Annotated in this window: 10 protein-coding genes; 2 read left to right on the top strand and 8 right to left on the bottom strand. The window is 59.6% G+C overall.

Annotated elements, in window-relative coordinates; all coding sequences use genetic code 11:
• Nucleotides 1-250 precede the first annotated feature (250 nt).
• The 4 genes from pssA to DES49_RS15285 all read right to left on the bottom strand — a co-directional run bounded on the left by pssA (nucleotide 251) and on the right by DES49_RS15285 (nucleotide 4,457).
• Nucleotides 251-1,057, bottom strand: coding sequence for a CDP-diacylglycerol--serine O-phosphatidyltransferase (pssA, locus tag DES49_RS15300; RefSeq protein ID WP_133737301.1), 807 nt, complete (start codon nucleotides 1,055-1,057; stop codon nucleotides 251-253).
• Between the two features lie 82 nt (nucleotides 1,058-1,139).
• Nucleotides 1,140-2,159, bottom strand: coding sequence for a ketol-acid reductoisomerase (ilvC, locus tag DES49_RS15295; RefSeq protein ID WP_133737300.1), 1,020 nt, complete (start codon nucleotides 2,157-2,159; stop codon nucleotides 1,140-1,142).
• 80 nt (nucleotides 2,160-2,239) lie between these two features.
• The gene (gene ilvN / locus DES49_RS15290) at nucleotides 2,240-2,731 is read right to left on the bottom strand and encodes an acetolactate synthase small subunit (RefSeq protein ID WP_133737299.1); all 492 of its coding nucleotides are present in this window, start codon (nucleotides 2,729-2,731) and stop codon (nucleotides 2,240-2,242) included.
• Nucleotides 2,732-2,735: 4 nt separating this feature from the next.
• Complete coding sequence (locus DES49_RS15285) at nucleotides 2,736-4,457, bottom strand: acetolactate synthase 3 large subunit (protein ID WP_133737298.1); 1,722 nt, start codon at nucleotides 4,455-4,457, stop codon at nucleotides 2,736-2,738.
• 399 nt (nucleotides 4,458-4,856) lie between these two features.
• Between DES49_RS15285 and DES49_RS15280 the strand changes: the two genes are divergently transcribed.
• Entirely contained in the window at nucleotides 4,857-5,315 is a 459-nt protein-coding gene (locus DES49_RS15280; RefSeq protein WP_166646103.1) for a DUF4124 domain-containing protein, read from the top strand.
• Nucleotides 5,316-5,347: 32 nt separating this feature from the next.
• On the opposite strand, the gene clpB is transcribed toward DES49_RS15280, so the two are convergent.
• From clpB to rluD, 3 genes are all read right to left on the bottom strand, one after another.
• Nucleotides 5,348-7,927 (bottom strand): ATP-dependent chaperone ClpB, encoded by a 2,580-nt coding sequence (gene clpB / locus DES49_RS15275; RefSeq protein WP_133737296.1) that lies wholly within the window; start codon nucleotides 7,925-7,927, stop codon nucleotides 5,348-5,350.
• A gap of 106 nt (nucleotides 7,928-8,033) precedes the next feature.
• Nucleotides 8,034-8,777 (bottom strand): peptidoglycan editing factor PgeF, encoded by a 744-nt coding sequence (gene pgeF / locus DES49_RS15270; RefSeq protein ID WP_133737295.1) that lies wholly within the window; start codon nucleotides 8,775-8,777, stop codon nucleotides 8,034-8,036.
• Nucleotides 8,778-8,785: 8 nt separating this feature from the next.
• Nucleotides 8,786-9,760 (bottom strand): 23S rRNA pseudouridine(1911/1915/1917) synthase RluD, encoded by a 975-nt coding sequence (gene rluD, locus DES49_RS15265; RefSeq protein ID WP_133737294.1) that lies wholly within the window; start codon nucleotides 9,758-9,760, stop codon nucleotides 8,786-8,788.
• Between the two features lie 112 nt (nucleotides 9,761-9,872).
• Between rluD and DES49_RS15260 the strand changes: the two genes are divergently transcribed.
• The gene (locus DES49_RS15260; RefSeq protein WP_243865074.1) at nucleotides 9,873-10,748 is read left to right on the top strand and encodes an outer membrane protein assembly factor BamD; all 876 of its coding nucleotides are present in this window, start codon (nucleotides 9,873-9,875) and stop codon (nucleotides 10,746-10,748) included.
• A 3-nt stretch (nucleotides 10,749-10,751) separates the two neighbouring features.
• Here DES49_RS15260 and DES49_RS15255 read toward each other — a convergent pair whose 3' ends face one another.
• The gene (locus DES49_RS15255; RefSeq protein WP_133737293.1) at nucleotides 10,752-12,383 is read right to left on the bottom strand and encodes an NAD+ synthase; all 1,632 of its coding nucleotides are present in this window, start codon (nucleotides 12,381-12,383) and stop codon (nucleotides 10,752-10,754) included.
• Nucleotides 12,384-12,410 lie beyond the last annotated feature (27 nt).

Genomic DNA, 12,410 nt, shown 5'->3' with positions numbered 1-12,410 from the left:
CTCAGCCAGCGCCCACACAAATAATCTGACCCAATTGTTAAAGAACCTCAGCCGCGTTAAGCCGCTGATTTAGGACCGCAAATTCTAAAGCAATTTGCCGATCTGTCAATCCCTGAAACAACTTCCAAATCACCACCTGCGCCGCTGCCGGCCGGGGCGTTGCCTCAAGAGAATGCGCATTCTACACCCGCCACATTCTGCGTCAACCGGTTATCCACGATTTCATGACAACCGGGTGTCAGCTTTGTTGCTAAGACTGCCCGGGCCGGCGATGAAGCTTTCTCCAGACCCAGAGTCCAGGGCCTGACAGCGTGTAAATCAGGAACGCCAGGAACAGAATCACAGGAGGTTCAATGGCAACAACCGCAAAGACAAGCACGACCAGCAGGATCGCCGCAAACGGGACACGGCCCTTGAGGTCCAGATCCTTACCGCTGTAATAGAGGATGTTGCTGACCATGAGGACACCGGCCCCTGCCACCAGGACGACAGCCATTGTACTCAACCACCAGGTCTGTTCGAAGCTGTGAAAGCACCACACCATCCCTGCCACAACGGCAGCGGCAGAGGGACTGGGAAGCCCCACAAAGTAACGCTTGCTCACGGAGCCAATCTGCGTGTTAAATCGCGCCAGCCTGAGGGCAGAGCCGGCCACATAGATGAAGGTAACAATCCAGCCAAGCTTATCCAGATCGTTGAGAATCCAGAAGAAGGTAACCAGGCCGGGGGCAACACCAAAGGCCACCATATCGGCCAGACTGTCATACTCCTCCCCGAACCGGCTCTGGGTATTGGTCAGACGCGCCACTCTGCCGTCGAGACCATCCAGGACCATGGACACAAAGATGGCAATGGCGGCCAGGGCAAAGTCATTATTGGATGCGGCGACAATGGCATAGAACCCCGAAAACAGGGACGCCGTCGTAAACATATTCGGGAGCAGATAGATACCACGTCGGCGCACGCGTGAGTCACCAACCATCTCCTCCTCGACAACTTCCGCTCCCTCGATCTCACTTTCATCCGTGGATTGCTGCTCTTTCTCATCACTTGCCATCGGGACAGCCCCTTAAAAACAGAAAATCCGGCCAGGGTCACTGGCCGGACAGACTTTCAACCGATCAACAGGCTTCAGTGGATCAGTTCTTGTCTTTATCAACCAGACGACTCTTCTGGAGCCAGGGCATCATGCCGCGCAGGCGATCGCCCACTTCGGTGATCTGATGGCCCTCGGCAATACGACGCTTAGCCTTGAGAGTCGGCTGACCAGCCTGATTCTCCAGGATGAACTCACGAGCAAATTCGCCAGTCTGAATCTCATTCAGGCACTTGCGCATTTCCTTCTTGGTATCGTCGTTGATGATCCGCGGCCCGCGCGTCACATCACCATACTCGGCGGTATTGGAGATGGAGTAGCGCATATCGGCGATCCCGCCCTGGTAGAGCAGATCAACAATCAGCTTGAGCTCGTGCAGGCACTCAAAATAGGCCATTTCCGGGGCATAACCCGCTTCAACCAGTGTCTCAAAGCCTGCCTGGATCAGGGCCGAGGTGCCACCACAGAGGACCATCTGCTCACCGAAGAGATCAGTCTCGGTTTCCTCACGGAAGCTGGTCTCGATGATGCCCGCACGGCCACCGCCGTTAGCGGACGCATAGGACAGCGCCACGTCCTTCGCCCGACCGGTGGCGTCCTGCTGTACGGCGATCAGCGAGGGAACACCACTGCCTTCGACGTACTGGCTGCGGACCGTATGACCCGGGCCTTTCGGGGCGATCATGATGACGTCGAGATCCGCGCGCGGCTCGATCTGGTTGTAGTGGATGTTGAAACCATGGGCGAACGCCAGCGCCGCACCCTTGCCGATGTTCGGCTCAACCTGGTTCTGGTACAGCGACGCCTGGTGCTCATCCGGCGCCAGGATCATGACCACATCAGCCCCTTTGACGGCATCCTCAATGGTCTGCACCTGAAGGCCGGCTTCCTCGGCTTTCTTCCAGGAAGACGAGCCGCTGCGCAGCCCAACGACCACGTTCTTCACGCCCGATTCCTTGAGGTTATTGGCGTGCGCATGGCCCTGGGAGCCATAACCGATAATCGCCACTTTCTGACCCTGAACAATGGAAAGGTCACAGTCCTTATCGTAATAAACCTGCATGGTGTTCACCTGTGTTTTACTGAAAAATCCGGGGGCAAGCATTGATTTTGCGCCTGCCCCGCATTAAGTCGATGGCCCCGTCAAAGAGACAGGACCTTTTCTCCGCGCGCAATTCCGGAAACCCCGGAGCGCACTACTTCAAGCACACCCATGGTGCCGACGGCCTGGATAAACGCGTCCAGCTTCTCCCCGTCGCCCGTCAGCTGCACGGTGTAGACGGTACTGGTGACGTCAACGATCTGCCCCCGGAATATGTCGACGGTGCGCTTGATTTCCGCCCGCTGGGCGCCGGTTGCGCGCAGCTTGATCAGCATCAGCTCGCGCTCGATGTGGCTGCCCTCGGTCAGGTCAACGAGCTTGACCACCTCAATCAGCTTGTTGAGCTGCTTGGTGATCTGCTCGATAACCTTATCGGACCCTTCCGTTGTCAGCGTCAGGCGCGACAGCGTCGGATCCTCGGTTGGCGCCACGGCCAGCGTTTCAATGTTGTAGTTGCGCTGGGAGAAGAGCCCGACAACCCGCGACAGAGCCCCTGGCTCGTTCTCCATCAGGATCGAGATGATTCGCCGCATGATATCAGACCCTCTCCGTCTTGCTGAGCCACATGTCCTTCATGGAACCACGAGCCACCTGCATGGGATACACGTGCTCGTATGGGTCCACCAGGATATCGACGAAGACCAGTTCATCCTTCATGGCGAAGGCTTTCTCGAGCGTTGGCTCCAGGTCCTCGCGCCGGGTGACCGTCAGTCCCACATGGCCATAGGCCTCCAGAAGCTTGGGGAAGTCCGGCAGTGACGCCATGTAGGAGTGCGCATAACGCGACTCGTAGTTCATGTCCTGCCACTGCTTGACCATGCCAAGGGCCTGGTTGTTCAGGTTGATGATCTTGACCGGCAGATGGTACTGCTTGCAGGTCGACAGCTCCTGGATGTTCATCTGGATGCTGCCCTCGCCCGTGACACAGACCACTTCCGCATCCGGGTAATGGAGCTTGATGCCCATGGCCGCCGGGAACCCGAATCCCATGGTTCCGAGCCCGCCCGAGTTGATCCAGCGGTTCGGCTTGTCGAAGGGATAGTACTGGGCCGCGAACATCTGGTGCTGCCCGACGTCAGAGGTCACGTAAGCATCGCCCTTGGTAACACGGTAGAGGGCCTCGACCGCTTCCTGGGGCATGATGTACTCGTCGTTCTTTTCGTAGTAATACCGGCCTCGGTAATTACCCCATTCGCGGATCTGCTTCCACCAGGCCTTCAATGCCTCTGCATCCGGCTCAACATCACTCTCGTTGACCAGTTGGAGCATTTCCTTGAGGACCGAGTCCACGGGGCCGACGATGGGCACATCCGCGTGCACCGTCTTGGAGATGGAGGCCGGATCAATATCCACATGAACGATCCGCGCTCCCGGACAGAACTTGTCCGTGGCGTTGGTGACACGGTCATCGAAGCGCGCCCCGATCGCAATCACCAGATCCGAGTGGTGCATGGCCATGTTGGATTCGTAGCTCCCGTGCATACCAAGCCAGCCCAGTGACTGCGGGTCCGTCGCCGGGAAGCCACCCAGCCCCATAATGGTATTGGTAACCGGGAACCCGAGCTTATGCGCCAGTTCGGTCAGTTCGTTCGAGGCCTTGCCAAGAACAACTCCCCCGCCGGCATAGATAATCGGCCGCTTTGCCGACACCATCATGTCCACGGCCTTGCGGATCTGCCCCGCATGGCCGCGCACCGCCGGATTGTAGGAGCGCATGCTGACTTTCTCGGGATACTCGTATTCAAAGCGCTCATTGGGCGCCGTCATATCCTTGGGGATATCAATGACCACGGGTCCGGGACGACCGGTCTTTGACAGATAGAAGGCCTTCTTGACCAGGGTCGGAATCTCGGACGGATGGCGCACCGTCATGTTGTGCTTCACGATCGGGCGGGAAACGCCGATCATGTCCGTCTCCTGGAACGCGTCCTCACCAATGAGATGGGAAGCTACCTGGCCACAGAGTATGACCATGGGGATGGAGTCCATGGAGGCGGTTGCGATACCGGTGATGGTATTGGTCGCTCCAGGCCCGGAGGTCACGAGGACCACACCCGGCTCGCCGGAGGCCCGCGCGTAGCCGTCCGCCATGTGTGTGGCGGCCTGCTCATGGCGGACAAGGATGTGTTTGACGTCATCCTGGCGGAAGAGTGCGTCATAGATATGAAGCGCGGCACCTCCGGGATAACCGTATATGTATTCGACGCCCTGGTCCTTGAGGGACCGGACGAGCATTTCGGCACCAGACAGTAATTCCACGTTGGATCACCCTCTTACAACGATAAATGTTCAATGTTTTTTCCACTGCCTGTGCCCTGAAGAAACCGCTTCTTGTGAAAGCTGAATCGGGCCATGTGCCACACCGTCCCTTAAGGAGGTTATCTCCGGGACGACTGCACCCTGAGGGTAACGGCGTACAGTCCGGCTCTGCGATGCTGCAGCCCGCGACATAGGGCGGGTTGACTGGTGTGGATGCCGAGGAATTACACTACCGGGGTTTCCGCCATGCAATTCAACTGCGTACAGGCCCCGTCAATTCTGACAGCGTGAGCCGTAGTGTCAACCGTAAGACACTGCGTGACGGCGCATTTTGCGATCCCCGCAACATGTTCTAAAGTCATGGTGAGTAACGCCATCCTCGCTATTACGGGAATCGCCATGAAACATGCCCTTTTAATCATACTGATAGCCACCCTGACGCCGGCCCTGCTCCAGGCTGGCGAGGTTTACCGCTGGACTGATGAGTCCGGCAACACGCATTTCTCCGAGAATCCTCCCTCGGATGTGGACGCAACCCCCATGAACGTCCAGACCCGGTCTCCCGAAACCAAAGGCAACGATCGTGCGCCGGCGCAGGAACCTGATTCGCAGCAGGAGGGCGACCAGGAAAGCGGGGAACCTGACGAGGCAGCCAGCGAAGAAGAGCAACGGGATCAGGAGGCGATTGAAAGAATTCGCCGCCGTAATTGTGAAACCGCCAAGGAGGCCCTGAAGACACTCGAGCAGAATGCCCGCCTTCAGGTCGAAGAAAATGGGGAGCGTCGCTATCTATCTCCCGAAGAGAAGGAGGCCAAGCGGAAGCGATACGAGAAAGTTCGCAAAGAAAACTGTGATTAAACAGGCTGGCCCGAAGGCCAGCCCTTTATCGCTTAGGAGGTCACGGAGAAACGGAGTTCATCGCCCTCAACATCGGCGTGTATGACACTACCGGGCGAGAACTCTCCCTGCAGCAGGCGCTGGGACAGCGGATTCTCGATGAACCGCTGGATCGCCCGCTTGAGCGGCCTTGCGCCGTAAACAGGGTCGTAACCAACACCGGCGAGCTTCTTCATGGCCGCGTCCGAGAGTTGCAGCTCCAGCTCCTGCTCCGCCAGCCGCTGGTTGAGCTGATCGATCTGGATCTGGGCGATGCCTTCGATCTGCTCTTCGTTAAGCGGATGGAAGACCACCACGTCATCAATCCGGTTGATGAATTCCGGCCGGAAATGGGTTCCCACCTCATCCATCACTGCTGATTTCATCTGCTCGTACTGGGACTCACCCGCCATATTCTGGATCACATCGGAACCCAGGTTCGATGTCATCACGATAACGGTGTTGCGGAAGTCCACGGTGCGCCCCTGGCCGTCGGTCAGGCGGCCATCGTCAAGCACCTGCAGGAGGATATTGAAGACATCACCATGGGCCTTTTCAACCTCATCCAGCAACAGCACGGAGTAAGGCCTGCGGCGCACCGCTTCCGTAAGGTAGCCGCCCTGCTCATAACCTACATAGCCGGGTGGCGCACCAATCAGCCGGGCCACGGAGTGCTTCTCCATGAACTCGGACATGTCGATTCGCACCATGGCCTCCTGCGTATCGAACAGGTAATGCGCCAGTGATTTGCACAGCTCGGTCTTGCCCACGCCGGTGGGGCCCAGGAACAGGAACGAGCCATTGGGCCGGTGCGGGTCCGACAGCCCTGCCCGGGAGCGCCTGACCGCGTTGGCAACGGCCCTGACGGCTTCATCCTGCCCGATCACGCGCTCGTGCAGGCTTTCCTCCATGCGCATGAGCTTTTCTTTCTCGCCCTCCAGCATCTTGGAGACGGGAATACCCGTCCACTTGGAGACAATCTCCGCGATCTCCTCGTCAGTAACGCGGTTGCGGAGCAGCTTCATCTCCACCGACTCGGCCTGGCTGGCCATGTCCAGCTGACGTTCCAGTTCCGGGATCCTGCCGTACTGGATTTCGGACATGCGCTGGAGATCGCCACTGCGCCGTGCGGTCTCGAGCTCGATGCGCGCTTCTTCCAGTTGCTCCTTCACCTTCTGGGCACCGTGGAGTGAAGCCTTCTCGGTGTTCCAGACCTCATCGAGGTCGGCGTATTCCTTTTCCAGATCATTGATCTGTTCGGACAGCTCATCCAGACGTTTCTTGGATGCCTCATCCTTTTCCTTCTTGAGGGCCTCGCGTTCGGTCTTGAGCTGGATCAGACGCCGCTCCAGACGATCCAGTGACTCCGGCTTGGAGTCCATTTCGATCCGGATCTTGCTGGCCGCCTCGTCGACAAGGTCGATAGCCTTGTCCGGCAGCTTGCGGTCGGTGATGTAGCGACTGGAAAGCTTGGCTGCCGCGATGATGGCGCCGTCCGTAACATCCACCCCGTGGTGCACCTCATAGCGCTCCTTGAGCCCCCGCAGGATGGCGATGGTGTCTTCCTCGGTGGGCTCGTTGACCAGCACCTTCTGGAAACGACGCTCCAGGGCCGCATCCTTTTCAATATTCTCGCGGTACTCATTAAGTGTGGTCGCGCCCACACAGTGCAGTTCACCCCGGGCGAGCGCCGGCTTGAGCATGTTACCGGCATCCATGGAGCCCTCGGTCTTGCCGGCACCGACCATGGTGTGCAGCTCGTCAATGAAGAGGATCACGCGACCTTCTTCCTTGCCCAGCTCCTTGAGAACGGCTTTCAGGCGTTCCTCGAAGTCACCCCGGTACTTGGCGCCCGCCAGCAGGGCCCCGAGATCCAAAGCCAGGACGCGCTTGTCCTTGAGGCCGTCAGGAACCTCGCCATCGACGATGCGCTGGGCAAGCCCCTCAATAATGGCCGTCTTACCCACACCCGGCTCACCGATCAACACGGGGTTGTTCTTCTGGCGACGCTGCAGGACCTGGATGGTACGACGGATCTCATCGTCACGCCCGATCACCGGGTCCAGCTTGCCCTCTTCCGCCCGGGAGGTCAGATCCAGTGTGTACTTATCCAGTGCTTCACGGTTCTCTTCCGCTGACGGATCATCCACGGTCTCGCCTCCCCGCATGCTGTCAATGGCCTGGCTCAGGTTGTCCCTGTTGACGTTGAATTCCTTGAAAACCTTCCCCAGCGGCCCCTTGTCCTCGGCCGCGGCCAGGATGAAAAGCTCACTGGAGATGTATTCATCGCCCTTCTGCTGGGCCAGCTTATCCGCATGATTCAACAGACGGCCCAGCCCGTTCGACATGTGGACGTCGCCGTTGTTGTCCTTGACTTGGGGCAGGTTCTGGATTTCACGGGCGACGGCCTGGCGAAAGCCGCTGGGATCAACGCTCAGTTGACGCAGCAGCCCCGCGGTGCCACCGCCTTTCTCATCGAGCAGGGCCTGCATCAGATGCACGGGCTCAATGAAGTTGTTGTCATTGCCCACGGCAATGGATTGGGCTTCGGCAAGCGCGTTCTGAAGCCGGCTTGTCATCTTATCGATTCGCATAGATTGGTACCCTCAATATCCTCTGGAACCGGAAACAGGAATGCCAACCTACTCCGATTCACAATACTTGGCTTTGTAGAGAGATATTGGGGCAGCGCCCGAGACTTCAAGCGCCCCGGAGCCAGATCATTGATGCCATGCGACCCGTGGTCCCGTCACGGCGGTAGGAAAAGAAGTCGGCTTCATCGGAAAAGGTGCAGGCACAGCCACCAAAGACCCGTTCAATGCCGATAGCGTTCAAACGCTGCCGGGCCAGCCCATACAGGTCCGCAAACCAGGACTCGTTGAGCGATGACGCTGAGCGGAAATGGAACTCAGCCGCGGGATCCGTTTCCATAAAAGCACGGCGTACCTCATCCCCAACCTCAAAGGCGGACGGGCCGATAGCCGGGCCGAGATAAGCCATCACGGACTCCGGCCTGTCGAACACCTGCGCGGCCGATTCCAGCACACCGGATACCAGCCCGCGCCAGCCCGCGTGCGCTACGGCCACACGGGACCCACTTTCGTCGCAGAATAGAACCGGCAGACAATCAGCGGTCATCACAATGCAGACCTCGCCGGGCTGATCCGTCCAGGCAGCGTCTGCGGCAGGCTGTGATTCAACGGACGGAACGCGGACAAGACGCGTGCCGTGCACCTGTTCCATCCAGTACACCTGGCGAGCGTTTACGCCGAGATGATCATAAAGCCGCTGGCGATTGGCTCTGACAGCAGCGGGGTCATCCCCCACATGGGTACCGAGATTGAAGCTTCGCCAGGGCCCGTCACTGCAGCCGCCCCTGCGGGTTGTGATCAGTGACCCGACGGTGGCCGGGGCCGGCCACTCAGGGACAAAGAAGCCTTCCATGGTGCCTCCTAGAGCTGCTCGCTCCGCTCGGTGAATGCACTGAGCTCGGCAATGAGACCCTGGAGATCCGCCGGCAGCGGCGCCTCCCATTCGCACGTCTCACGCGTCCACGGATGAACCAGTGTCAGGGTTCGGGCATGCAGCGCCTGGCGCCGGAATCCTTCCAGAACCTCCTTGACCTCTCCGTCCGCGCCCCGGGGGTAACGCATGCGCCCGTTATAGGCGGTATCGCCGACCAGGGGATGGTGAATATGTGCCATATGGACACGGATCTGGTGCGTGCGACCCGTTTCAAGCTGGCACCGGATATGACTGAACCCGGAAAATCGCGCCTGTACGCGATAATGGGTGACGGCAGGTTTGCCATCTGCCACCACAGCCATCTTCTTGCGCTGGATGGGATGCCGGCCGATGGGCGCGTCCACCTTTCCGCCACCGGTGAATGTCCCCACACAGACGGCCTCGTACTCGCGGCCCATACTGCGCGACTGCAGCTGCTCAACCAGCGAGGTGTGAGCCTCGAGGCTGCGGGCCACCACCATGATGCCCGTTGTGTCCTTGTCCAGACGGTGGACAATCCCCGCCCGGGGGATGCGATCCAGCTCCGGCGCGTGATGGAGCAATGCATTGACCAACGTACCGGCCTCATGCCCCGCCGCCGGATGCACGACCAGCCCGGCGGGCTTGTTGATCACCAGCAGGTGCTCGTCCTCGTAGAGGATATCAAGGTCTATGGGCTCGGGCTCCCAACTCACCTCCGCCGCCACGTCCGCCGCAATAACGATCTCGTCATCCACGAGAACCTTGTCCCGGGGCTTCCGGGCCCGCCCGTTGACGGTAAGCTCGCCCGACTTGACCCAATTCTGTATCCGCGAGCGTGAATGCTCCGGCATCAGGGCGGCAACAGCCTGGTCCAGGCGCTGATCACTCAATTCCGGCGGGACCTGAAACGCTGCCTCGATTCGCTCTCTACTCGTACCCATTGGATTCCTGTTGGCGATAGACTGAAAACACCGGTTCCGAATCAGTAGCCCGGCCGTTACAATACCTGCTCGGATTCGTTCCCCACTTTCCCGACATTATACAGGTAATGGCATGAAAAGCCGGTCCATCACGACCCCGAGCATGGCACCGCTGAACCAGGTCCGCACGCTGCTGGTGCTGGTGCTCTCACTCCTGCTGCTGGCGGGATGTGCCTCCCGGGACGCGGAAACCCTTCCCGAAGAGGAGTATTACGAACAGGCCAGGCAGTCCATGAACGCCGGCAATTTCGAATCGGCCCAGCGCAACCTGGAGTCCCTGGAAACCTATTACCCCTTCGGCCGGTACGCGGAACAGGCGCAGCTGGACCTGATCTTCGCGCGCTACCAGAACCTGGATCTTCAGGGCGCACGAAGCGCGGCCGATCGTTTCCTCCGGCTTAACCCGCAGAGCGAAAACGCCGACTACGCACTCTATATGCGTGGTGTCGCCTCCTACAACATGGACCTGGGGCTGGCCGCCCGCTACTTCCCGATCGAGGTGGCGGGCCGTGATCCCGGGGAGCAGCGTCAGGCCTTTGACGACTTCCAGCAGCTGGTGAACCGTTACCCCAACAGCGAGTATGCCCCGGATGCCCGCCAGCGGATGATCGCCATACGCAACCGGCTTGCCGGCGCCGAGCTTGAGGCGGCTCAGTATTACATCAAGCGCGAAGCCTATATTGCGGCGCTCAACCGGGCCAAGTCGGTTGTTGAGGACTTCAACAGAACCCCTGCTGTTGAGGAAGCGCTGGTCATCATGGCCGAGATGTATTCACGCCTGCGTCTCGACGAGGAAAAACGGGATACCACCCGGGTGCTGGCCCAGAACTTCCCGGAGAATCCCGCCATCGCCGATGACGGCTCCTTTGTCCGCCAGAGTTTCGGCATCCAGGACCGCTCCCTGCTGAATGTGATTACCTTCGGTGCTTTCGGGCACGAGGGTGACTGACTCCTAGATACCCGGTTTCCAGCGATTGGTGATCGGGTAGCGCCGGTCCTTGCCGAACCCACGCCGCGTTATCCTTGTCCCCACCGGCGACTGCTGGCGCTTGTACTCGTTGATATCCACCAGGCGCACGGCGTGCATTACCGCCTCGCGATCAAACCCTGCGGCAATGATGGTCTCGGCGCTCTGGTCCTGCTCCACGTAGCGCTCGAGGATCTGGTCCAGAATCTCATAGGGTGGAAGACTGTCCTCATCCTTCTGGTCCGGCGCCAGCTCGGCCGAGGGCGCGCGCTCGATGATGCGTTGCGGTATGACTTCGCCGTTGCGGTTACGCCAGCGCGATAACCGGTAAACCAGGGTCTTGGGCACATCCTTGATAACGCTGAACCCGCCGGCCATATCGCCGTAAAGGGTGGAATACCCCACCGCCAGTTCACTCTTGTTGCCGGTGGTCAACACCAGTCCGCCGAACTTGTTGGAAAGGCTCATCAATAACGTGCCCCGGATGCGCGCCTGCAGATTCTCTTCCGTGGTATCCACCGGGCGGTCGCCGAAAGAGGCTGACAGCGTCTCCATGAATGCATCATAGGTCGCTTCAATGGGAGTCACCTGATAACGAACGCCCAGATTCGCAGCCAGCGCCTCCGCGTCCTCAAGGCTCATACTGGAGGTGTAGCGGAACGGCATCATCACGGCCGTCACCCGGTCCGCCCCCAGGGCATCGACGGCCACCGCCAACGTCAGCGCGGAATCAATGCCGCCGGAAAGACCCAGAACCACCGACGGAAAGCCATTCTTGCCAATGTAATCCTGCAGGCCCAGAACCAGCGCACGATAGGCTGCGGCTTCCTGGGAGAGCGTTTCCCCGGGTGCCTGTCGAACAGGCCTGCAGATCTCTCCTTCGCCCAATACCTCCAGCGGGTAGAGTCCGGCTTCAAACTGGGGGGCCTGCACGACCTTTTCGCCTTGCCCATCGAAGGCCATGGACCCGCCATCAAAAACCAGCTCGTCCTGGCCGCCAACCAGGTTCACATAGACGATCGGCAGGCTGTGTTCGCGGCTGCGCTTTTCCAGCAATGCCTCACGGTCCCCGTGTTTGTCCAGGTGGTAGGGAGACGCATTTATGTTGATCAGCAGCTGAGCCCCGCCGGCGGCGGCATCGGCAATGGGTCCCTCATACCAGAGATCCTCGCAGACCGTTATCGCGGTCCGGATGCCATGGAGCTCAAAAATTGCCGTACCCTGTCCGGGCTGGAAATAGCGGGCCTCATCAAACACATGGTAATTGGGCAGATGTTGCTTGCAGGCTGGCGGGTGCTCTGTGCCGGGCTGGATGACGACCGCCGCATTATAAAGGTCACCCTCGACCGACCAGGGCGACCCCAGAACCAGGGTTGCCGGTGGTGCCTCGGCTCGGAGCCGCTCAAGGGCCTCTTCCACGCGCGGTACAATGCTGGGGCGCAGCAACAGATCCTCGGGGGGATACCCTGTGATGGCGAGCTCCGGGAAAACGACCAGGTCGGCTCCATGCCGGTCTACCGCTTCGCGCGTCGCCTCCAGAACCCGTTCCGTATTACCCGGTATGTCTCCCACGGTCACGTTGATCTGGGCCATTACCACCTTGATACCGGATACCATTCCGTATTCTCCTGTCGCCACACGCAT

The organism is Halospina denitrificans, from assembly GCF_004364635.1.
Classification (GTDB): domain Bacteria; phylum Pseudomonadota; class Gammaproteobacteria; order Pseudomonadales; family Oleiphilaceae; genus Halospina; species Halospina denitrificans.
The sequence above is the reverse complement of the archived record's forward strand: the minus strand, read 5'-3'. Positions and strand labels throughout refer to the sequence as shown.